Origin of the sequence: Taibaiella chishuiensis (assembly GCF_003014535.1) — a bacterium.
Taxonomy (GTDB): Bacteria; Bacteroidota; Bacteroidia; order Chitinophagales; family Chitinophagaceae; genus Taibaiella; species Taibaiella chishuiensis.
The window spans coordinates 40578-64725 of the sequence record NZ_PYGD01000015.1 but is presented as its reverse complement, the minus strand read 5'-3'; the positions used below and the strand labels follow the sequence as shown (position 1 = coordinate 64725).

At 50.4% G+C, this 24148-nt stretch carries 12 protein-coding genes; 10 read left to right on the top strand and 2 right to left on the bottom strand.

What is annotated here, in order from left to right:
- The first annotated feature begins 1 nt into the window (after position 1).
- The 9 genes from B0I18_RS23990 to B0I18_RS23950 all read left to right on the top strand — a co-directional run bounded on the left by B0I18_RS23990 (position 2) and on the right by B0I18_RS23950 (position 20359).
- The gene (locus B0I18_RS23990) at positions 2-4378 is read left to right on the top strand and encodes a hypothetical protein (RefSeq protein WP_106525316.1); all 4377 of its coding nucleotides are present in this window, start codon (positions 2-4) and stop codon (positions 4376-4378) included.
- Between the two features lie 7 nt (positions 4379-4385).
- Entirely contained in the window at positions 4386-7853 is a 3468-nt protein-coding gene (locus tag B0I18_RS23985; protein WP_106525315.1) for a DUF6603 domain-containing protein, read from the top strand.
- Between the two features lie 3 nt (positions 7854-7856).
- Positions 7857-10841 (top strand): hypothetical protein, encoded by a 2985-nt coding sequence (locus B0I18_RS23980; protein WP_106525314.1) that lies wholly within the window; start codon positions 7857-7859, stop codon positions 10839-10841.
- Positions 10842-10894: 53 nt separating this feature from the next.
- Complete coding sequence (locus tag B0I18_RS23975) at positions 10895-15763, top strand: hypothetical protein (protein WP_106525313.1); 4869 nt, start codon at positions 10895-10897, stop codon at positions 15761-15763.
- A gap of 3 nt (positions 15764-15766) precedes the next feature.
- Positions 15767-17611 carry a hypothetical protein gene (locus B0I18_RS23970; RefSeq protein WP_106525312.1) on the top strand — a complete coding sequence of 615 codons (1845 nt, stop codon included), beginning with the start codon at positions 15767-15769 and terminating at the stop codon, positions 17609-17611.
- A gap of 42 nt (positions 17612-17653) precedes the next feature.
- Positions 17654-18307 carry a glycosyltransferase family A protein gene (locus B0I18_RS23965; protein ID WP_181358606.1) on the top strand — a complete coding sequence of 218 codons (654 nt, stop codon included), beginning with the start codon at positions 17654-17656 and terminating at the stop codon, positions 18305-18307.
- Between the two features lie 161 nt (positions 18308-18468).
- Positions 18469-18822: a magnesium chelatase subunit ChlI family protein gene (locus B0I18_RS23960; RefSeq protein ID WP_106525310.1), complete on the top strand. Its 354-nt coding sequence runs from the start codon at positions 18469-18471 to the stop codon at positions 18820-18822.
- Positions 18823-19173: 351 nt separating this feature from the next.
- The gene (locus B0I18_RS23955; RefSeq protein WP_106525309.1) at positions 19174-19686 is read left to right on the top strand and encodes an RNA polymerase sigma factor; all 513 of its coding nucleotides are present in this window, start codon (positions 19174-19176) and stop codon (positions 19684-19686) included.
- Position 19687: 1 nt separating this feature from the next.
- Positions 19688-20359 (top strand): hypothetical protein, encoded by a 672-nt coding sequence (locus tag B0I18_RS23950; protein ID WP_106525308.1) that lies wholly within the window; start codon positions 19688-19690, stop codon positions 20357-20359.
- Between the two features lie 102 nt (positions 20360-20461).
- On the opposite strand, the gene B0I18_RS23945 is transcribed toward B0I18_RS23950, so the two are convergent.
- Together B0I18_RS23945 and B0I18_RS23940 are read right to left on the bottom strand one after the other, a co-directional pair.
- Entirely contained in the window at positions 20462-22708 is a 2247-nt protein-coding gene (locus B0I18_RS23945; RefSeq protein WP_181358605.1) for a DUF8202 domain-containing protein, read from the bottom strand.
- Positions 22709-22780: 72 nt separating this feature from the next.
- The gene (locus B0I18_RS23940) at positions 22781-23131 is read right to left on the bottom strand and encodes a hypothetical protein (protein ID WP_106525306.1); all 351 of its coding nucleotides are present in this window, start codon (positions 23129-23131) and stop codon (positions 22781-22783) included.
- A gap of 383 nt (positions 23132-23514) precedes the next feature.
- Between B0I18_RS23940 and B0I18_RS23935 the strand changes: the two genes are divergently transcribed.
- Positions 23515-24039 carry a DUF4262 domain-containing protein gene (locus tag B0I18_RS23935; RefSeq protein WP_106525305.1) on the top strand — a complete coding sequence of 175 codons (525 nt, stop codon included), beginning with the start codon at positions 23515-23517 and terminating at the stop codon, positions 24037-24039.
- The last annotated feature ends 109 nt before the right edge of the window (positions 24040-24148 follow it).

The following is a 24148-nucleotide window of genomic DNA, read 5'->3' as shown; positions in this document are numbered from 1 at the left end:
TATGGCAGCCTTTGAAGTACAAACTACAGAGATTCACCTGTTGTTGAATCCTGCCCAGATATCGGTCAGGGCCAAGCAATTCCAGCTTAAAGTAAAACGCCAGTCCGACGGACTGGACATCACTTCCGGCGCGGGTGTGGCCTATTCTTCCGCTTCTTCTGCAATTGCAACGGTCGATGCCGCTACAGGACTGATCCAGGCCGTAGCGTTGGGAGAAACCTATTGCCGTATCCTTTACACCTCGGGCGTACAGCAATCTTACATGATCATCAGGGTTGTAGTACACGCGGATATCGCTTCAGCATCGGGCCAGTACCTGATCTATAACGGCGATCAGCGCATCACGACCTATAAGTCCAGGCAGACGGCCGATGATGAATTCAGCATTTACTACACCCCTACGGTCTATGCCAAGTTTACTGATGGCTTATTCGGCGATATCTCCTGCCATCCCTACCTGAAGTATGATGAAGTAAATACGAATGGTACACCCCTGGCCTCCACGCCAAGCCTGCTTGCTATCGATAAAGAACTCTTTTCCGGGTCGACCACCGAATATTACTATCCCGGTCTTTTCCGTTGTATGACGGCGGGTCCTGTCCTGGCTAATATGGGGACGCACCGCGGCCTTAAGATAACGCTGCAGGGTATTGGTACTATGGTAACCGACACCTCGAAGCTGGTCGGTATCCGCTGTGAGGACGAGCTGGATAAGCCCCGGTTCCTGCTCCGCAGGGTTAACAATGAAGTGGTCGTACCGGATGGTCCGCTAACCCAGGTGTTGTTCCTGGGCGAAGGCTACGATACAGCGTCGCAAGCCAAATTCCTGGCGCATTGCCAGGACATGATCACCTTCATCCGGAAACAGCCGCCGTACGACTTGTTGAAAGATTCGATGGAGTTCTGGTATGCGCCTGATGCTTCGGGAGAGGTGGGCGTAACCGTTCCCAGTTATGTCAATGTCGATGGCGGCCAGACCAAACGCCTGATCCCCGGCGGCTTCAACTACTTCTATGAATATGGTAATGCGGTGAAACAGCTGATTAGAGAGCATGGAATTTATACAGGCGCCAACGACAGCGACGGAAATACCTTTTTTACCAACAATAGCGGCGCGGGTGGCGTTACAAACGGGCTGGACCAGGTCCAGTTTATGGAAAAGTGGAAATCGACCAAACTGGAAGGCTTTGTACAGAATAAAGATACCCGCCTGTGCATCACCCTGGGCGAAGGAAGATTGTCTGAAGCGGGCTCGGAGGAAGGAGCGTTGCCAACATCCGATTTCGGCTATTGGCTCAAGTACCCCGATACTTACGACGTGGCTTTCGACAGGCGCAAGACCTTTATGGTAACCAGCGGCAAAAGTGCCTTTGACCGGGATCATGATCGTCTTTTTATCAATACCTATATTGGTTCCCTGCGCGAGCAAGGACAGACCGATCCTACCCAGGGCATATCGGGAGACTTATGGACCAATATAGACCGGGATAGCGTGTACAGAAGAACTTTCGTGGTGATCCTGGTCAATCACCCGATGGAGATTGGCGTCAACAGCAATAATTATTGTGTAACCACTGTAGCAGATAATAAATGGCTGGAAGTAGGCTCTCCACAGAACGGTGTCTTTTATCCCGAAACAGTAACAACGGACAGCAAGAGTGTATCTATATCTGCCAAAATTACTTTCGCTCATGAGCTGACCCACTTTTTCAATATCGGTGACGAGTATAGTGATGTACGGTCCCAGGGACACGAGAATTTTACGCCTTCGGAATCACTCTATTCTTCGCGTATTGTCAAAGCAAACATTGATAGCTTCGACCGCCTGCAGCTCGATGGTACCACGACCAATGAGATCAATCCCTATAAAGTCAAGTGGAACTGGCCTCGTATCGCGACTGCATCGGCGACGCTCAACCGGCCCGAAGTGAATCCGGCCAACCAGATCGTGCTGAACCTGATCAGTGCTGCAGAAGCGAACAAATGGATTAAGGCAAGAGACGCGCAGACTTTTGTGTATCTGCGAACCGTGGATTTTCCTTTATTTGAGCGTAAACAGCTTTACGATTTCGTTACCCTGGGAGAAGGAGATATTTTCAGGCTCAGGGTTACGGCGATCAATAGTACTTCGGCGCCTTTTTCGGTTACGCTGGCCATAGTGCCTCAAGGTACGGCTACCATAGCGCAATGTGCTGCGGTTATTGAAGACCGGAAAAAGTATTTCAGGGGTGAAGCCTGTCTTTATGCCAAGCAGAAAGGGCTCTACCGGGTACAAAGCGTAAAGTTGAAAACCGGTGTGACGCAACCCGGCGCCATTTTCCAGACCTCTAAAGAAGGCCGGAATCTGAAACTCTCCATCCGGGGTACAGTGCCCAGCAGCAAATATGCGCTGAATATTATCCTTAAAATCAAACCGGATGGCACTTGCGAAGATGCTTTCCTGGATCCTAAGGAAAAGAAGCTGAAAAGCAGCAGGAAAACCGTATTCATCGATAAAGACCAGAATATAGCTGATACCGGTACATGGGATGCGGACTGGTTCCAGGCTAGCTCCAATCCGATACAGCACCCCATTCTCGACTTCGAGTTTGTTCCTTATGATACTTCACTATCCCGGATCAACGTCATTAATCCCGGGAACGGTTATTCTGCAGATCCGATCGTGAATATCAGTCCCGCAAACGGCGCTGTCGCGAAACCCGTGATGAGCGCGCCCAAAGTATTTCCCGAACTGGATACTAATAAAACAGGTGGTAGCTTTATCTTCCCGGTATACCTGGAAGCCATCGACCTCCGCAACAAGGATGAGAACCAGAAAGGATCGGGATTATTGGCGCTGGTAACCGAACTGGACAGTAATGGCGCTATCGTCAATTATTCGATCGTCAATAATGGGAATGGCCTTTATTCGTCCAATGCAGCCGAAACGCAGATCAAGATTACCACGGATGGACATGATTATATCGGCGCGACAACAGCGGCCGAATTCGTATTTGACCCGGCTGTTTATAAAACCTGGATTAAAGGCACAGATGATACTAAAGGCCTCGAAGGATTTGGTGCAGTTGGCGGTGAATATGTACCCAATACGAATAAGGAGCAGGTGATCTATTATTGTCCGATAAAATACAAAATGGTTGGCGGTACACCCCGGAAAGGTGCGGGATACCAGATCCCCCTGGGTCCTATGCGGTTTACTTTATGTACAGACGTGAAAGGCAGTGTCCCTATTTCTTCCAATGTTGCGCATGTACTGGGATACCTTAACAGTAGCAAGGAGGTGGAGAAAGTGGAAATACTGTTTGGTGGAAAAGGATATCATAAGAACCAGATTCTACAAATCCACCCGGTTTTTACGGTGGACGTTATTTACATCGGTAAATACCTGCCCTACTACTATAGGCATAATTCCTTTAATGAAGCTGTGCCCTCGGCAGGGGAGGGCGATCGCAGAGCCAGAGATACCCAGCCTGTTTTTGAAGTGTTGGATGTGGATGCGGACGGTGCAATCACGCAGCTGGGTTTCAGCAACAACCAGAGAGGCGCAAATCTGCATTATCCCACCCAGGAGGTCACGGCAATCGTATCGGATAAAGGTTCTTATGACGCTTTTTTGCGCGGGGACTATGGAAAGTTTGACTTTTCTTTTGTTCCCCAACCGGCCACGCCGGCCAATGCCCGTGCCATCAGTAAGGTCAATTTGCTGAATATGGCGAAAGCCGAAAGTCCGGACCGGAAAATAAGGGTATTTGGTGGTAAGCCGACTGTTACCGTACCTACAGCTACGAGCGTTAGTTTTCCCTGCGATCCTGTAGCCAATGTGGCCGATATCCTGGTAAAGCAGGGCAAAAGCGTACTGCGGATCGACTTTGTCAATAATCAGAGGGGTAGTGGCTTTACCGAAGAAAACCCGCCGGTGGTATCCCTGAGTGGCGGCACTATCCTGGCAGGCGGCGCCCCGGCAGATATACAGATGGAATTGAGCCTTTTTCCCAGGATCGTCGACCCTTCCGTGCTGAAATATATGGAACAGCATAAGGCGCCCCTGATCGCCAACAAGGACGTGGCCAGCGTGGGTAATGCGCTTAAACAGATTTTTTCCGATGCAGCCACCGACAGTATTACTTTACAGAACAAGAACCAGGAAGCGCTGATTGCCATATACGAAGGCGCGGGTACATTCAATAAAAAAGCGTACCGGCCCTCCTTCGATTCTCTGATGAGAAATTCGTCCCGGACGGATGCGAATGGTGTAACCAGTATCATCCCGATGAATTTTGTCACCATGTATTACCTGGTCAATTATCTCAATGCCTCTAAGCTGGGCAACCTGGATCATGACCAGTATTTTAAAACGATTAGCTATACCGTAAAATAATTTTTTTATGAGCTTAAGTATTTCATCCATTCTGGCTTCTATTTCCAGGGCGGTCCAACCGCTGGAGCAGGCCATCAGCAGCCAGAATGAGTTCAAGAAGTTCATGCTGGGGCTCGGCTGGAAATTTCCCAGCATACCACAGCCCTTTACTGCATACAGCACGGTGCTGGCCAACATCAAAGTCCTGTATAATGCGCTTAAGGATGGCAAGATATCTTCAGATGAACTGGTGCAGATGGCATCGGCCGTCAAGCAGATCATTCAGAGCATTAATGGGCTCCAGGGGCAAAGCAGCTATTTCAGCAGTAACTATGCGGCACAGCAGGCCGAAGGGTTTTCAGGCACGATCTTTAAGGAGCTGCCCGATTACCTGATCTGTACCTGGATGGAAAAGGAACTACCTGTATTATACAATCTGCTGGTGTCGATGTCACTGATCAAAGTGACCATGGTAGATATCAATACGCCGGTGCGGGTACCTTATTTCAAGTATGAGATCGTGTACGGCGACCTGATGCGGATCTTTACCGAGCCGGGGCAGCTGTTTGCCGATACGTACCAGTGGGGCACCAATGATTTCAACCACAAGCTGCTGTTGTCCAATATTTATTACCTCGTCAGCTCCTTCGGTGTACGCAACATCTATTTGCAGCGCTACAGCAACTATAAAGGGGTAATCAATTCCCAAGCCCTTCCGGGATCGCCTATACTGAATACGCTGCAGTTTATCTTATGGCGTTATTTCAATGACCCGGTAGCTGCCACGTTCGCCCTGGAGCTGGGACCATTGCCCGCCGGATCACCCGGCCAGTTTCCCGGCCTCTTCCTGACGCCGGTGCTGGATGGCGCCTTCAATGTCAATGCTTCCTTAGGCGATTCGGATTGGGAGGTAACGGCATCGGGCAGCGTACATTACCAGGATGGGCTGATGGTACTGGTAAGGCCCGGAAGCGGTATAGAAATCAAAAATAACCTGAACAACATTGCGGCTACGACCACCGGCAACTTCTATGTAGGGCTGATCAAAAAAGCAGATAGCCCCGATACCCCGATCACCTTGCTGGGCAACCCCGGCGGCACCGCGCTGCAATGCAACAGCATCAGCCTGGAAGCCGGGTTCGATAAAGAAGCGTCGCAGGCAGGCGATGTCTATGCCGAGCTGGCGATTACGGGTGGCGTGCTGAAGATCGCCGCCTCCAAAGATGGTTTTCTTTCCAAGATACTTCCCAAAGACGGTTTGGAGGTAGACTTCGATTTTTCCATCGGTTATTCGCTGAAGAAGGGGCTTTACTTTGGTAAAAATTCTATTGGCTTTGTGTTGGACGTACCCTCGCTTTCCATCGGCATCGATACGGCTGCTTTCAGCATCAAGCTGCACGACCTGCACCTGGCGATGAAGATCAACGGACAGGAATTTACCATTACCGGCGCCGTGGGCATTTCGCTCAATATAGCTGGTGTGCTGGCCGTAGAAGTACAGGAGATCGGCGTGAAAAGCGTGGTGGAATTCAAACGTAACGATGGCAGCCTGGGGCTGGCCAATGCTAAGATCGCCTTTAAGTTCCCCTCGGGCGTAGCTATAGCCATCAATGCGTCGTCTGTTACCGGCGGCGGCTTCCTGAACTATAACGAAGATACCTATACCTATACAGGAGGCCTCGAGCTTAAATTCTCCAAGATCTCGCTGGCAGCTATTGGTATCCTGACGACGAAGATGCCCGATGGCAGCGATGGTTTTTCATTGCTCATCATCATTACTGCAGAATTTACGCCCATTCAGCTCGGCATGGGCTTTACCCTGAACGGGGTAGGCGGCCTGCTGGGACTTAACCGTACGATCAATACGGACAGGCTACGCTCGGGTGTAAAGGACAGTACGCTGGACAGCATCCTGTTCCCCACAGATATCGTGAAGAATGCCAATGCCATCATCAGCAATCTGGGCCAGGTATTTCCTGTAAAGAAGGATCGCTTCCTCATCGGTCCTATGGCCAAGCTGGGTTGGGGTACACCCACCCTGATCACTATCGAGCTGGGTATCATTATCGAGCTGCCCAGCCCGGTGCTGCTGGCTATTGTTGGTGTGATCAAAGCGATACTGCCGACCAAAGAAAGTAAGATACTGGCGATACAGGTCAATTTTGTAGGCATCATCGACTTTGACAAGAAACAGCTTTCTTTCGATGCTTCTCTTTACGATTCCTCTATTCTGACCTTTGCGCTGTTGGGGGATATGGCATTGCGCCTGTATTGGGGCGATAAGCCCAATTTCTTGCTGTCGGTAGGCGGGTTCCACCCCAAGTTCACGCCGCCGCCTATGAACCTGCCGCAGATGCAGCGGCTGTCTATCATTCTGGCCAGCTCGAGCAACCTGAACATTAAGGTGGAAACTTATTTTGCCATTACTTCCAATTCGGTACAGTTCGGCGCAAGGGTAGATGCACGTGCTAAAGCCTGGAAGATCGAAGCCGTAGGCGCTTTGTGGTTCGATATCCTGATCCAGTTCTCTCCCTTCCATTTCATCGCCAATATGGGCGTTATGTTCGAGATCCGGAAAGGAAGCAGCTGTATTCTTTCAATCTATATCGACCTGACTGTTGAAGGGCCTCATCCCTGGAGGGTACAAGGCAAGGGTAGCTTCAAGATCCTGTTTGTCAGGGTCAACGTTTCCTTCGATAAAACCTTCGGACAAGGAAAGCAGGAAACTATTGCTCCGGCGGCCATTGCGCAGCAGGTGCACAATGCCTTGCTCAACAAGGACAACTGGCAGGTGATCGGACCCGATAAAAGTCACCAGGTTGTCGCTTTCCGCGACATCACCAATTCGACTGGTACCAACCTGGTGATTGATCCTTTTGGAAGCCTGCAGCTGAGTCAGAAGGTAGCGCCTATGGGCATTAAGCTGGCCAGGTTCGGTACTTCCGCGATCAGCGATTTCAACCAGTTCCGCATCAGTGGCGTTACGGTAGGATCTCCGGCGGTAGCGCTTACCAACCAACCTGTCCAGGATTATTTTGCGCCCAACTCCTTCTTTTATCTTACCGACGATCAGAAGCTGTCGCGGGATAGCTATGAAAAATATACCAGCGGCTTTGCGTTGGGCAACCCGGACCGGATATCCTCAGATTATTTTGTACACCGTTCGATCGAATACGATGAAATCATTATCGATCAGCGGCAGCGGAAAAAGCTCACCCTGCCTTACCAGCTCAGTCTCGCCGAATTCCAGCTGCATGTTATGGATTCTTATATTACCCGTTCGCCATTGGCTGCCTCCACTTCAAGAACGCCGCTGGGCGGCCCGAAGAAGCTGAATGTACAGGAGGGCGCCTTTCAGCTGGCCGATAAGAACACTTTGAATGCGATCGGCTCCCTTACGTTTAACAGCTATACCGAAGCTGCTGTATATATGGATACGCTTCGGTTGGACCCGAACTATGCCAATTTTATGGTCGTTAACTCATTTGAACTTTAAATTATGAGCGCCTACTATTCTTTTTTGCCCCATCTGCGCCAGGGCCTTGCTGATGTGATCAGCAACCCGGACAACTATAGCAGCAATTCCCCTTCTTCGCTGAGCGAACGGGCCAAGTTGCCGCTGAATATTTCCCTGCTGCAAACTGCCGTAAGCGGCGGCGATACTACGGTACCGCTTACCCAGCAGGTAATGCTGAAAGGGCCCGGCGATATTATCGGGATCAACAGCAGCGAGATCGTGAAAGTATTCCCTACTAACTGGACCACGAACTTCGAACCGAATTATCTCCCTTATATCGAGTTCTACGACGAGGATTTTCCCTGGCGCTACACGCCGGCCAGGGCCAACCTCGAAAACACCAATGATAACCGCTACCGGTTAAGGCCCTGGATCAGCCTTGTCGTGCTGAAGGAAAATGAATTTGAAAACCTTGCCTTCAATGGTATCCTGCCATCGATCAATGTCACGGCAGCAACCAATAACGGCGCCTTTCCGGATGAGCATAAGACCTGGGCCTGGGCGCATGTGCACGTCAACGGCGACCTGGGTACCAGTACCAACGATCCGGCGACCAACAACATTAAAGCTACCGACCTGGCTTCGGGGATCAATAGCCTGCAGCAAAAACTGAAGGATAATCCTGATTGCGCGGTTGCCCGCATCCTTTGCCCCAGACGCCTGGAGCCCAACACCAGCTACTATGCTTTCCTGGTTCCGACCTTCGAGCTGGGCAGAAAAGCCGGCCTGGGTATCAGCATCGGCGCTACAGACGATCCGTTAGAGCCGGCATGGCACGGCAATACGATCCAGAAACAATTCCCGGTATATCACCAGTGGTTCTTCAAGACCGGCGTATCCGGCGATTTCGAATCCCTGGTCCGCAAACTGAAACCTACGGCAATGGGCAACGAAGTAGGCAAAAGGGCAATCGACCTGCAGCTGCCGGGCAATCCGGTGCTGGATCTTACCGCTCCTGTTGATACAATAGGATTACAAGGTGTACTGCATCCGGTAGGGCAAACACCCGATAGCTGGGCGCCGGTCAATAATTTCTCGTCGAAACTGAAAGATATCCTGAATGCTCCTGCGGCGGCCCAGGCCGGAAGCCCCGATCCGGTTATCGGCCCGCCGATATACGGAAGATGGCATGCGCAGGTGAATACTATTTCGGGCGATCTTAACCCGGCTACTACCAACTGGATCAATACCGCGAACCTCGATCCCCGGTTCAGGACCTTTGCGGGCGCGGGCGCCGAGGTTGTGCGAAAAAACCAGGATAAGTATATGTCTATTGCCTGGAGCCAGATCGGCGAGGTGCTTGAAGCCAACAGAAAGCTGCGCCAGATGCAACTGGCGCTGCAGGCGAGCCTTACACTGCATACCAAGCATATCCGCCCCCTGGGGAACGAAGTACTGCTGACCCTGTCTTCGGCGGTGCATACCAAGATCAAAGCGCCCGTGCAGACTATCTATAAAGAAGTTGCCGACAGCGCTATTCCCAACTCCATGTTTTCCGGCGCTTTCCGGCGCATCACCAACCCGGGCAGCGCTTTCTCCCGTGGCATGTCGGGTTCCGGCATTACTATCAATGCTGCAACATTGATCCAGGATGTCAATTCGGGAGCAGCCGTCATCGCCCCGCCCTATACGGCCCCGGGAGGAATGATCTCGTATTCGATCCTGGCACCAGGACAGCTGACACCAGGATATACCGCAGGCCTGCCTCCGATAGCCAACTTTGCGATAACCGCTCCGGGCATATCCTTTGGTGCGCCGGTATTTGGTCCTCCCAGCCCGGCGGCCGCTGCGCTCGTTTCTTCTGTCATTCCGCTCAATGCTACGATCAGCACCTTGGCGCCGTATACCTATTCGACAGGTCCCAGCCTGAACATGAGCAGCTCGGCCAATACGGTCTCCACTTCCATCAACCCGCAGAATGCCTTGTTTGAGCTGGCGCAGAAACAAGTGAAGCTGTTTGACCCCAACAGCTCGGTGTATACTGCAGTACCCAGCATCGATACCGTGCTTGCCGCACCACGTATAGACCTGCCTATGTACCAGGCCCTGGCAGAATTATCGACGGAATGGCTGATGCCCGGATTAAAGACCATTGCAGACAATACGATAAGCCTGCTGGAAATGGACCAGAAGTATATCGAAGCCTATATGCTGGGTCTCAACTATGAAATGGCCCGGGAGTTGCTCTGGAGAGGTTATCCCACAGACCAGCGTGGCACTTGTTTTCAGTTCTTCTGGGGATACTCGGGCTCGCTCTCTTCGGTGCCGTCGACATCGACCAGCCTGGATAACTATAAAGACATATACCCGATACACAAATGGCGTAACAGCTACCTGCATTATGGCCCACTTACCAAATTGGGTAACAACAGTCCGCGGCTGAATGCACTGGGGTCTGGTGTGTCTATGCTGATCCTTACCATCAGGGGTGAGCTGTTCCGCAGGTATCCCGGGGTGAAGATCTATATGCAGAAGGCAAAGTGGCAATACAATACGGCGACACCGCCGCAGCCCCTGCTCGGACAACCCCGCATCATCGACGGCAGTGCGCCGCCGTTGTACCCTGTATTTTCGGCGCAGGTCTACCCGGATGTTTACTTCCTGGGTTTTCCGATCGACGCCACAACAGCAAAAGGAGCGATCACGGATGATCTGCACCCCGGCTATTTCTTTGTTTTCGAAGAGCAGGCAGGAGCCCTGAAGTTTGGCGCCGATGAAGTAACGGACGGGGTCAACTATACCAATTCCATTGCTTCGGGTAGCTGGAATGATCTGAACTGGGGACATATCAAAAGTAATCCGGCCTATGCAGGATATATCGATCCTGCATACGAGCTGTATCTCAATGTGGCATCTGCGTCCTATCCCGACGGAGTGCGCTGGGGTCGGAACTCGGCCGGGCTTGCCTATGCTTTGCTGCAATTGCCGGTGAAGCTGGATGTACATGCGAAGGAGCTGATTGTCTGACGTTCCGGAACTGAATTTAAAAACCATTCTATTATCAACACAAAACCCCGGTTATGGCAGAGAATAAACCCGACGAAAGATTCCAGGCGATGGTCAGCAACATTACCAACGTCAGGAAAGATAAAATAGCAGCTTCCTTTAATGTATCCCTGCAGCGGGAAGGGATGAAAGTAGCACAGTATGGCCTGGACTATGCGGCGCAGCATAATTTACCTACGGATGCTTATGTGGCTTCAATCAATAAATATACGACTGAATTCAAGAAGCAGACGGCTACCTATAATTCGCTGGTAAGCAAGGAAGCTTCACTGATCAAGGACTTTCAATCCATTTTCAATACACAACAGTATGCCGTGAGCCAGATGGAAGACAAAACACCTGTTTTGTTTTTCCCTGTAAGGCTGGAAACGACCTTCCGGCAGATCAACAGCTCCTATGAACTCTGGGTACGCATTTTTCCGGACGACATCGCGGTATACACACATGAGCAATTGCTGACTCAGGACGAGATCGACCAAGGCAAGGCGTACTGGGTTACTACAGTCGATACGACTGACCCAGTGGCGAAGGTACAGGCATGGGATCTCCTGTGCCGCAGCTATGGCGCACAAAGAGCAGCCTGGGTTTCCCTGCAGACCACTCCGACCAATCTGGCCTCTAATCCCAATGGCGCATCGCTTGTTTTTCCGGCGCTGACGCCAAAATCGGATGCCTGGACCCAGCAGCCTTTTACCAGGATGCTGCCGGATGCTTTTGTGATCAATTGTTATACCAGCAGCAATCACTCCAGCCCTTCCTTTTCGAAGCAAACCAATAACATACCCGATGAAATAAAATTGGGCTATGATCCGAGCAGTAACAATGCACTAGCCAGCTTTGACCAGCAAAGCGGCGAGATCGTTACTGATCCGGCTGCCGATGTAGACTGGATGATCCACTTTGATGCGGCTATAGCAAAAGGCCTGGGCGTAAAGATCCCCATCAGCCAGGCAGCTTACAATGGTGGCTTCGACCGCATTGTGGCGCTGGGTGTGAAGACCAGCCTGACGAAGGAAGCCAGCCAGGCCAGATTGCAGGAGCTGTTCATCAACCATCACTATACCGATGGCTTCAGCCTGCTGAAGCAAGGCACCAGCACCAACAATACCGATAAGGAATATTCCGGCTACAGCTCGGTCGACTTCGGTAATCCCGTTACTTATGCGATCGAACGCGAAGCGAACCTGTTTGCCCCGGTTAGCTTCAATGCTTCTAAAACCGATGGCCAGTTCCTTTGCGAAGCATTGGGAATAGATTTCGATGTGCTGTACCATATTTTTCATAGTAACGGGTTTGATATCCGCGATTCGATGAACATCAACCATGCACTCTGGCAAAGTGCCATGGGCTATTACGTCACCAATATGCTAACACCTTTGGTGAGCAGCAAGTCTGCCGATCAGCTGCGTGATTTCTTCACTGACTATGTACGCAGCAGGGGAGCGATTCCCAGTATACGTTCGGGTTTACAGCCTTACGGCATATTGCCGGCAAGTGTTTATTCCAGGATGAACTGGAGTACCGACCCGAGGGCCGGTCTTTATGGTAACCTCCATAACATCACGAGCACGCTTAATGTAAAATGGGCAGAAGCAGCCGTGGCCGGCGGACTGCATGGGCTGGCCGGCAAGGCGAGCCGGAATGATAGCCAGGTAATCCTGGACGTGCTGGCACAAAGCCCGGTGTCCCTGGATCGTGTGCAGCGCCTCGGCTTCGGATCGGGGTATATCTGGAACAACCTGGCGTACAGTGCCGGCGAACAAGACGGGGACCTTCCATTCAGGTGGTACAATCAGCAACTGGACCAGATGAACAACCTGGAAGCAGGTACGGGTCTGCCGTTGAATCCGCGTCCCAGGATCGCTGGCATGAATTTCCTGGAGCAGCACTCCAGCTTACAAAATACAATCATAGGGGGAGAAGGGCTGGACAAGGATGAACCGTTACCAGGAGATATGAATTACCTCGCCCTGCTACCGGAAGCCAGCTGGGTACAGCTCCGGGACAATAATTACGAAGCTATGGGCATTCCCGAGGTGGAATACGGCGATAACCTGCTCTTTAAATTTTCACGGCACTCCCTGATGCTGGAATATTTCGATGCGGCTTGCAAGTTATTGCGGCTCCCGGATGATCAGCGGTTGGATCCGGAGCTGGTCAACATTATCAATGGTGGCTCACCTCCCCAGGGCATGCAGCAGGGAGAAGCTTCGCCTCCGGGTAATGCGATGCCGCTGTCGGCCGGCACCAGCCGCTGGCTGATCATGGATCGTCCGTTTGAGAATTTCCGCACTGTAGCCGAGTTCCTCGATACCGACCAGGCCCGTGACCGCGTGGAAGCCGTCAACCTGTTTAAAGCTAAGGACAGTCTTCGCGCACTATCCCGGAATTCCATACGCAGCCTGGAATTGCTTACGACCGAGGTTATGGACGCTACTGCTTTCCGGCTGGATACCTGGCGCCTGGCATTGGTCAACCAACGCCTCAACAACCTGCGCGGCATTACCGATGGCAGCAGCGCCCGCAATATGGGCATTTACCTGGGCAGCTATGGCTGGCTCGAAAATATCAGGAAGCGGACTTCCAGGACCCCGGCCCCGCCGCCTACCGCTAACTTTACCGGGCCCATGGAGTACGATGTGCCCAATCAAGGGTATATCCATGCCCCATCGATTAACCAGGCAGCCGCGGCGGCAGTGCTCCGCAGCGGTTACAGCACCCGGGCCAGCAGCAGCTCAGATTCCCCCCTTTCCGTAAATATTTCTTCCGAGCGGGTACGAAGTGCTATCGATATGCTGGAAGGTATCCGCAACGGGCAACAGCTTCCTGTTTTGCTCGGCTATGAATTTGAAAGGCACATGTACGAAGGCCAAACTTATACTACCAGTATTATCGACCCCTATGTGGATGAGCTGCGTGTTGCTTTTCCCCTTCAGAATACGATTACGCAATATAATTCAAGCGGTACCGCAACGCCGGTACAGGCGGTCAATGTGCTGGACGGCCAGCGGCTGATCAATGCCTATAAAACTGCGGCCAATAACGTGGCGACCCTGCTCAGTACTGCCGGTATTACTGGCGTTCCTGCCGATGTCCGTACGGGTATAGCCGGCAGCATCGACTGGATCATGAATGTGCTCGATGCCGTAGGCGATCTGACTACCGCCGAAGGGGTATTCCAGATGGTACAGGGCAACCAGGCCAAATCGGGCGCTGTGGCAGAAGCCGTATCCAAGGGCAATAATATTCCGGAAGTCGATATGCTCGATACACCCAAAACTGGTACCGGCGTGAACCAGAAATTCACGCTGCACCTGGAGAACAATACTAACAGGGCCGATGGCTGGAACACTACCGCACTTCCGGCAACACCCCGCGCACTGGCAGAGCCTTACCTGAACCGGTGGATCGGCCAGTTGCTCGGCGATCCGGCTGCGATCTGCTGTACAGTAACCAGCTCAACGACCCTACTTGCACCGGTAACGATCAATATGGCACAACTGCAGATCCAGCCGATCGACCTGGTATTTATTGCAAACGATGAGCTGGCCAACGATAGTTCGGAGCTGGCGTCCAGGATCCGACGCTGGATCAGGCAGAATTATGCCGTAGGCCGCGGTGAAACAATTACCATCGCTTTTCAGTTGAATCCGTCAGGTCCTGTAACGGTTTTATCTTTCGAAGAGATATTGCCGGTACTAAAATATACCCGCGACCTCATTACTTCTTGCCGCAGCCTGAAGACAACAGATTATATAGCACCTACTGAAGCTACGGCAGAAACAAATATATTTGACCTGAACGGTATTTACGGAAGGGCGGCTGCGGCCAGGTCGACCCTGAACACAAAAACAGCTACCTTGGTTACCAAAAACAATGCGCTTACTGCTGCTACACAAACTGCAGCCATGGCAGACCTGAAGACGGCGCTGTTCGATCTCAGTTTCTTCGGCCTGGAACAAACGGTATACGAGTTTTATCCCGATATAACACAGGACGATTTTAATGCCCTGAAAACAGCAGCTGCTTCTGTGATAACAGAGGCACAAAAGAGGATACAGCAGTACGATATATTGCTGCCAGCTGCAACGGTCGTACCGACAACCGAAGCCGACGCGTTCCTGGATAAATGCCAGGAAGGGCTGAAGCTCCTGTTTGGCCGATCCTTTGTTGCGCTGCCGCTGTTTAAGCTGCGCACGCAGGAAAGCAGCCTGTTCAATACTTTGCTGCAGGGCAACTTCGGCACGTTGCTGAATGATCATCCGACCAATGCCTACCTGCTGGATGAATGGGTTTCCGGGATTGCCAAGGTCAAGAAAAATGCGGCCAGCTATGAATTACTTTCCGTATTGGCTTCCGGCATTAACCTGGACGCTTTCACCGGCGACAGGATATTGGTGCCACTGCAAACGCCTTATGACAGCATGAGCAATAAAGAGAGATGGCTCGGCGCTTCTGTGAACACCCCGGCCGATGCTTTAATGGAAGGGCGGGTTTCCTTCGGCGTTTCCCTGCCTGCAGGCGCTCCCGAAGATTACGATATCACCGGCTGGCAGGTCGGTATCCTGGTAGATGAATGGATAGATGTACTGCCCAATAAGCAGGAGACTACGGGCATTGCTTTCCAGGCCAACCAGCCCAATGCCAAGCCTCCACAATGCCTGCTGCTGGGACTGACGCCCAGGATAACGGGCTACTGGCAGTGGAACGATATGCTGGATATGCTCAACGAAACGCTCGATCTGGCTAAGGTACGGGCCGTCACTTATGAGCAGATCGCACAGACGCCGGTGGGGCATTTAACGCCCACCTTCATGGTACCGGTAACAAATCAATATACAACCATTGGCTTTACCGCCGCTGACCTTAGCTTAAACCCTTAATCTATGCCGCAGAATCTTCATATTAATACCGTACGGCCTGATATCACTTTTCAGGTGCGTTACGAACCTGCGCTACGGGTCAACGACGTAGCGCCAACGATCAGTGCCAATGTACACGACGCGCTCTGGATGCTTACCCAGCAGTGGCGGGTGGGTGAGTTTAACGGCGAAGATGCCGGGACCCTGGTCAAAGCAAAGATCGAGACACAATCGACCCATATCAACCGTTACCGGGGTGGCAACGGACCGGTAGAAGCTTTCAATCCCGATGTGCCACTGGAAGCCAAGGTAGAACGGCTGCCTTTGTTCCTGGACCTTGGCATGCAACTGGAAATAGGCCTTCAATGGTATAAAATACTGAGGAAAAGGAATGTGGCGGCGAGCTACAGCCATTTCGTCGGAGAGTTCCAGATCGAAGTGCCTACAGGTACTGCAGAGACGGACCTCCAGGTACAAAGCAACCGGGATTCCATGCAGGCCCGCAAAGCAGCCAGGAGAAGGATCATGAACGGCGGCGCTTTCCTGGCTTACCTGAACGCCGGCAATAATGCGCATGATGTACCGGGCCTTAATCCTGCCGATCAGGCGGCCATCGATAATGCTCAGGCCGACTTCTTCGTGTGGTTGAATAATACCTATTATCTGCCCCAGGCGGCTAGTGAAAAATCCTGGTCCAAAGATCAGCTCGAATATAAATTCAGTGTTTCTGCACCCTTGACCACCGCCAATGGTGCGCAGCAGATGGTACTGGATGCAGATAAATATACCCTCGGCGATCTCGATTGGTATTCCGTAGACCTGAATGCCAATGTAAATACGAGACTGACGGAAACACCGGCCAATTCGATCAGCAATAACGTGATCGATCCGTCGGTGGTGGTATCGTACCTGCCGCATCATATCGAATGGAAAGGTATGCCAAAAGGCCGTTGGTGGGAATTTGAAGACCGGAATATCGATATTGCCAAAATGTTGGCCCAGAAGCAGGATATTTCCAAATTGATCCTGATGGAGTTTGGTCTTATCTATAGCAATGATTGGTTCATCATCCCCCATCCCGTGCAGAACAGCACCATCACGGAGGTGAAAGGCCTGGTGGTGACCGATGTATTCGATCAGCAGTTTGTGATCCAGCGGGCAGGTACCGGCGCCGATTACAGCTGGCAGAAGTGGGACATGTACCAGGTCAATAAAAAAGGCCAGCCAGCCCACCAGAACAGCCTCAATAAGCTGTTGATGATGCCCGCACTCATCAACAAGGTGGAAAGCGCACCGATTGAAAAGGTATTGTTCCTGCGCGACGAAATGGCCAATATGGTGTGGGGCGTCGAAGATGTTGTGCCCAATGACCTCTTCGGTGGGGTGAACGGGAAAGATGCCGCAGGCGATCTGATGGACTTCCTGGAACAGACCTATGCACCGGTTACCACAGCCGGCTATGAGCCCAATAATGCCGCCCTGCGCTATAAGCTGCAGAATGCCGTGCCCGAGAACTGGATACCCTTTATTGCAGCGGTCAACAGCAATCCCTCTGCCAACTACCGCTCGCGGCAGATACAAAGGGCCAGGCTGTTGCGTTATATCAACGATGAGTACCAGCAGACCCCGATCCAGCCCCGTACCAATATTCTGCGTGCAGGCCTGGATGAAACGGTACCGCAGCCCTATTTCCTGAACCAGGAAGAAGTGAGCAAATCGGGCTTTGTAGTCAGCACTTCTTTCCAGCGCACACGCTGGTATGACGGCAAGACCTATGTATGGCTGGGCCGTAAGAAGCAGACGGGCAGGGGAGAGGCTGGTATTAAATTCCAGTTCGACATGCTGGAAAATAAGGAGCCGAATACCTGAGCGCAATGAAGCCTTAGCCATATGGAGAGCGTTACCTGTATTATGCCGACAACCGCTTCGAGGCGCCGGTTTATGCCCTCGGCTGTTTTATACTTTCTGCGCCAGGATTATCCTGGCGCAGAACTGTTGTTACTTGACGATAGCCCGGCACCTATGCCGGAGCTATGGCCCGAAACCGCACCCATTCAATATCGTTACGGGCTGGGGCCTTTCTCATCCCTGGGCGCCAAACGCAACTATGCCTGCGCGCAGGCAACAGGCGATATCATCATTCACCTGGATGATGACGATTGGTATGCACCTGGTTGGATCAGCAGGCAGGTGCAGGTGTTGCAGGAGCAGGAGGCTGATATCTGCGGCCTGAACGAGCTTTGCTTCTATAAGCCGGAACAGCAGCTGGCCTGGCGTTACAAGTATGGTTACAATCATAAGCCCTGGGTCGCCGGGGCTACCATGGCTTATCGGAAAAAGGTGTGGGAGCGGCATCCGTTCCCGGATAAACATATCGGTGAGGATAATCATTTCATATGGTCGGCCGGGTCAAAGATCGTCGCCCATGATTATACAAACGGTTTTGTTTCCCTCCTGCACGATCATAACACCAGTCCCAAATATACCTTCGACCCACAGTGGGGACCAATACCCCTATCGCAGATACAGGACATGCTCGGTGCCGATTTTTTACGTTATGCCTGATACCACCAGGAACCCCGGTAATGGTGTATTGCATAAGCCCGATGCAGTGTAAGCTTCCCTTAAAACCGTAGTGTTTAAAAGTAGATAAAAACACTAATTTTAAAGTTGATCAGGAGCCAACCGCTCATCTATCAAACGAATCGAGCGGTTCGTTACCTGCGTTGTTTACCCGGAATGCTTCCGGCGCTTCCTCCTGCCCCAGCGCGGTTATCCGGGACCGGGTGATTGCTGCACGCGGCCTGCAGATCACGCGGTTTACAGGCGAGACCGGGGTATATTGTAATGCCATGATGGGCAGCCGGCTGCTCAAAAAAGTTTGTGTATTGGATCCCACGGGTGCAGCTTTGTTGCGTAAGGCTATGGAGCGGCTCAACCTGTCGGCACGCGCTTACGACCGCATTTTAAAAGTAGCGCGTACCATCGCCGACCTGGCCGCCTGTGCAGCGATACTGCCGGAGCATGTGGCCGAAGCGATCCAGTACCGCAGCCTCGACCGGGAAGATTGGGCGGGATGATAACGGGTCGTAGCGGTGGGCTAGGATCGTACGGCTTTACGAGGACGCATTTCGTATATTCATGGTTATGTGCAAGCACTGTGCTTGACTGGCAAACACCAGTACGGTAGTCTGAAAAAAAAATATTTTACAGACTGTGATATTTTGATCCTTGGTGCGAATAATTAAGAAATAGCAGGTTGAGCAGCTAATTATTTAACCGAACTGGAAATGGAGAAAACGGAATATTGGCTATTGCAATGATAACTACACGAAGCCACGACAATACTTATGCTAATCAAAGTGTAAAAAATCAAATAAGAAAGAAGCAAAAAATCAACTACCCTGTTCACACACTGATAGCTAACAAGAATGGACAAAATTGATCAATCCGGTATATTTCTCTCGGTTATTCAGGCTAATAAGGGTATCCTTTACAAAATAGCAAACGCGTATTGTAAAAGTGTTGAAGACAGAAAAGACCTCGTCCAGGAAATTATTGTTCAATTATGGAAATCCTTTGATGACTATGACGACAATTTCAAACATTCAACCTGGATGTACCGGATTTCATTGAATGTTGCGATATCATTTTACCGGAAAGAGCATAGCAGAAAGAAAATAGCAAATCCCTTAACAGACGGAATTATCAACTTCACAGACCATGATGGTTTTGATGATCAGGAAACGGACCTGGGTATTTTGCAACAGATGATTGCGCAATTAAAAGATTTGGATAAAGCATTGATGCTGCTTTACCTGGAAGAAAAGAGCCACAAGCAAATTTCGCAAATTATAGGTATTTCGGAAACCAATGTGGCCACCAAAATAAACCGCATCAAAAATAGCTTCAAACAAAAATTTACTCAAATTAGAAATCAATAAGATGGAAAATACAGAATGGATTGATATCTGGAAACAACAAAATGCCAAAATCGAAAAGACATTAGCCATTAATGAGTTCCTGTTAAAAGAAGTTATTAATGACAAAGCCAGGACTTCTTTGAAATCATTGATACAACTAAAAACAGCGGGCATTATTGCTTTCGTATTTTATCTGCTTCTTTTAAGTTACGCATTGGTTTATGCCCTGTCCAACTATTCCTCTGCCTGGAATTATTTTATTGTTTCCATTTCGGTAATCGCTTTAGTTAATATAAAAGGCTTTGCAGACTACGTTAAACATCTGGTTTGGACTAACCATATCAATTATAATGGCAGCATCATGGAGATTCAGCAACAGTTATCACGACTGCAATTATCCATAATCAGCCACGTTAAAACGATGTGTTTGCAGTTCCCTTTTTATACCACGTTCTATTTGTCCGATAAATGGTTTCCACGGGAAGCCGGGTCCGGATACCTCATTTTTCAGGTGGTACTGACCAGCGCTTTTATATATTTCAGCTATTGGTTGTACAAAAACCAGAAACCGGAAAACTTAGACAAAAAGTGGTTCAGGAATATGATTGCGGGTTCCGGTGGTAAATCAGTAATGCAAGCCATGAAGTTCTACCAGGAAATGGAAGCGTTTAACCGGGATGATAAGCAGGCATAACACGGTTATGCAAACTGATTAAAAACCATGGCGCCTTCCCTGTACCCATGCTATACCGGTACAGGGAAGGTATTTGCAAAATAAACCCAGCAGGTTTCAACCCTAGCGTACCAGGAGCAAGTCGCTTTTGCGGTTCACCTGTTTTTTTTCAAATTCACATACGTAGGTAATGTCGTAATAATAAGTGCCGGCATCCACAGCCTTACCATTCCTGGTCCCATCCCACCCGCGACCGGGCGTTATGGTATAAAATATCCGTTCACCCCACCGGTTAAACACCGACAGGATATACCCGGATACCGGGCTGCTGAAAACCGGTACGAACTGGTCATTGGTGCCGTCATTATTCGGTGAAAATGCATTGGGTATGCCAACGTAACAACAAGGATTTTCTTCAATAGCCAGTGTTATATTACCGGTACAACCGTATTGATCTGTCACGGTGGCGGTATAATTTCCTTTCGGGAGATTATTGATCTTAGGTTCGTTTACTGAAGGGAACTCTTTCCAGTCATAACGATACGGAACAAGCCCGGTTCTTACTTCCAGTTTGATATGCCCGCCTTTACCGCCACCATCGCACCATGCGTTTTGAACATCGGCGGCGATCTGCAGCATATACTCCTCGCGCTTCAGATCTACTGCTGTGTCAGCTTCGCAACCATATTGATCTTTTACGGAAACCAGGTAGATACCGGGAGGCAGACTACGGAAAGTTGCATCGGCTCCGTAAGGACTGCCGTTAATGCTGTAGGTCCAGGGGGAAGTGCCACCGATACCTTTCGCAATTACCTGGCCGTTTTCACTGGTACATATGGCATCGTCCATACCGGCAATGCCGGCCCAAAGTGCAGGGTTGGCTTTTACCATAATGGTTGTGTCGAAAGTACATCCGTTGCCATGGGTTACCGTTACCGTATAGGCGCCGGCGGGGAGGCCGGTAAGGTCGCGTGTACTTTGCGCCGGTGTGGTATGCCAGTTGTAGGTGGCCGGTGGTGCGCCGCCGGTGGGGTGCAATACAATGGCGCCGTTATTTTGTCCGTCGCATACGGGGTTACCGGTTACGGCATTGATGGTCATAGGTAAGGTGCCGAAACTGAAGTACTGACCCTGGGCAAACTGATGGGATGCGTAAAGTTCGGTACCATTACTCTGCAGGGGGATAAGGGTAACTCCCGTTGTGAATGCCGGGTCTGAAGACACAAGCAGGGCGCCGATCTGCGGCGACACATCGGCCTGCTGAAGCGCCAACGTCGTTTTTCCGGCGATACCTGTAAGTTGTACCTTCCATGTACGGGGCATACGAACCCATCTGTCGTCCGGACCGCATAAGGAGAGCGTCGTGTCGGCTGCATTGTCTCCAAACGTGAGGAAAGAAGTATCTCTTTGGAAAATAGTAGCGTTATTTACATTCATAGGAGGAAAAGCTCCGTTGTAAGTATTATCCTGATACATGGCTACCAGTGCACCATCGTGTACCGACCTGGACTGCTTTTGTATGAGACCGGAGGTGTCATCCCGGCCTATCACGGTAACCCTGTTCTGATGGGTATTACTTCCGGTCCAGATTATGGTGTTGTTGGAGGCATAGTAGCTACGCGGCTCCGTATTATTGCCCAGCGTAACGCCGTATTTGGCTGCCAGGTAACTTTCCAGGCGGTTAAATTCACCGGCAGTTAACTGCCGGTTATGGCAGACCACTTCTGCGATACGCCCATTGCCATAGTAATACCCGATAAACGATCCTATTGCAAAGCGGTAGGCACCATTTCCTCGGGTCCCGCAGCTACCGGTTTTCCTAAAGCCGTTGAATGTGTTCTCCTGCTGTATGATGCCTGCAGTGCTGGCCCGCAGCCCCCATAAATTGGCGCTTCCTGTATTGGCCGGCACTCCGGTCGACCAGTTAACGCCTGTATTCCCGAATTGAGAACTATTAGTCCGCATACCGCTACAGCATCTATTCGCGCTGCAGGGAGAATTTGTAAAATTAGCCGTTATGGTAGCTAATTGGTCGGAGCCTGTTCCGATACCCGACATAGAACCTGCATCGGATTTTATTACCGATTCGAACCCGGGCAACACCTCTTTACTAAGGCATCCGTTATTGAATTGGATATAGGGGTTAAAGTTAAATGGGAGCGGCATATTGTCTGTTAAAGCAGAGGCGCCGCCGTTCTGGGTTACGTTGGCCAGGTTGGGATTGGCAGCCTGGTTGGCCCAGGCGGTAACTGCGGTGCCGGCCAGGGTCAGGCCGGCATCGGCTTTGAACCAGGCAGTAAGACCTTGTGCCACGCCGCCCGGGCTTTGGGCCTGAACAGATAATGGATGGCCGGTGAGGACATACAGCATAAACATGCTACATAGACGGTAAATATTAATCATTGGGTGTTATTTAAAAGAAGACAGATAATTGTGAAGACTTTATTGTTCGTAGAAGAAACCGAGGATCTTTTTCCTGATTGTTTTTGAATCGATAATGTTAGCGGCTAATTCGAGGTGGTACAACATTTCTTCCCGTTCTTCTTCAGAAAGCAGATATTGGTTGGTTAAAGCAAAACAATGATCGAGTACCTGGCCGAAGCTGATTTCCCGGTTGGGAGTCTTGAGTGCATCCTGCAACCCGGCAATGGTAGTACTGATAATATAGGATAAGTCGGCCCGGCAATTTTGTTGCATGCGGCTGACTTTCGAAAGGAGCATCTCCAGTTCAATAAACGCTGTATCATCTCTTGAAGATGCCGGGTAAAAAAGGCTTTTCAGAAAGTTGGTCATCGTGGTTGCTGCAGGAATAATGCAGTGTCACAAAGAGAAGCAATTGGTTCATGAAAATATTTCCCGAATAAGGGGGAAAGAATACCCCCCTATTTTGGGGATAGCGCAAATACTCACCTATACTAAAGAAAATGCGTCGGCAATCGTCATTTCCTTTCCTGTTTCATCATCACAACAGAAATCTTATCCCGCCAGGACATCGCTTTGATAAATAATGGCTCCGGTTGCTTTACAGACCGGCAATTTTTAATCATAAAAATCTGGGCTTCCCTAAAATTTAGGGTGCGTTTCATCATCTGTATTGGTGTAACGACGCGTATCGTTCATTTCTTTTCTTTGTTTACATAACGGGCAGATGCTTGTGAATTTTCCTGGCCGGTATAATGCCAATTTCAGGCTATGGACCTTCAGCCGCCTGGCTGAATGGCAAGCACCATTTAACGGGGAAAATTTCTTATCCGGCTGCTGTTTATAAATCTATTATGGAAAAAAAAGGACTTGAATTTGAAGCGCGTCAAAGTAAATTAAGGGATTGGAGCCGTGTCATGATGTTTCGTTACGGATGGTACATTCATTTTGTTTTTGACGACGAAGACTTTCCATACGGGATAAACTTCCATACACATGGAATTGAAGATTCGTTTGCGCACCCTGACCTGCAAATCTGTTTTCCCATTCCACAGGAGATGGCTCATCTGATTTTTAACGCTATTGTAGGCGAGATAAAAAAGGGATTCGTATTTAAAGCCGGCAGGCGATATGCAGATATTATCGGCGGGGGACTAAGCTTAAATTTTATTCCCGTAAGAGAGTGCGGCCGGCCCTTGTTACGGATCATATTTACGGATGAAAATGGCGGTAGCTGCCGGGGCCTGCTTACCAATCAGTTTACCATGACTGGTAAGTAGGCGAAAGAATACCGGATAAAAGAAGTCTTTATCAAGGGCTATAGAACCCTCTATGTATGTGGACCGGCTTAGAAGCCGGTCCTTTAACCGTGGCGTGTTGATTGTAGTT

Bases quoted from the DNA above. Each gene is read 5' to 3' on its own strand.
- B0I18_RS23950 (WP_106525308.1), top strand. From the start codon at position 19,688: ATGGAAAATACAGAATGGATTGATATCTGGAAACAACAAAATGCCAAA.
- B0I18_RS23935 (WP_106525305.1), top strand. From the start codon at position 23,515: ATGCCAATTTCAGGCTATGGACCTTCAGCCGCCTGGCTGAATGGCAAG.
- B0I18_RS23980 (WP_106525314.1), top strand. From the start codon at position 7,857: ATGAGCGCCTACTATTCTTTTTTGCCCCATCTGCGCCAGGGCCTTGCT.
- B0I18_RS23970 (WP_106525312.1), top strand. From the start codon at position 15,767: ATGCCGCAGAATCTTCATATTAATACCGTACGGCCTGATATCACTTTT.
- B0I18_RS23985 (WP_106525315.1), top strand. From the start codon at position 4,386: ATGAGCTTAAGTATTTCATCCATTCTGGCTTCTATTTCCAGGGCGGTC.
- B0I18_RS23945 (WP_181358605.1), bottom strand. From the start codon at position 22,708: ATGCTGTATGTCCTCACCGGCCATCCATTATCTGTTCAGGCCCAAAGC.
- B0I18_RS23965 (WP_181358606.1), top strand. From the start codon at position 17,654: ATGCCGACAACCGCTTCGAGGCGCCGGTTTATGCCCTCGGCTGTTTTA.
- B0I18_RS23990 (WP_106525316.1), top strand. From the start codon at position 2: ATGGCAGCCTTTGAAGTACAAACTACAGAGATTCACCTGTTGTTGAAT.
- B0I18_RS23955 (WP_106525309.1), top strand. From the start codon at position 19,174: ATGGACAAAATTGATCAATCCGGTATATTTCTCTCGGTTATTCAGGCT.
- B0I18_RS23940 (WP_106525306.1), bottom strand. From the start codon at position 23,131: ATGACCAACTTTCTGAAAAGCCTTTTTTACCCGGCATCTTCAAGAGAT.
- B0I18_RS23975 (WP_106525313.1), top strand. From the start codon at position 10,895: ATGGCAGAGAATAAACCCGACGAAAGATTCCAGGCGATGGTCAGCAAC.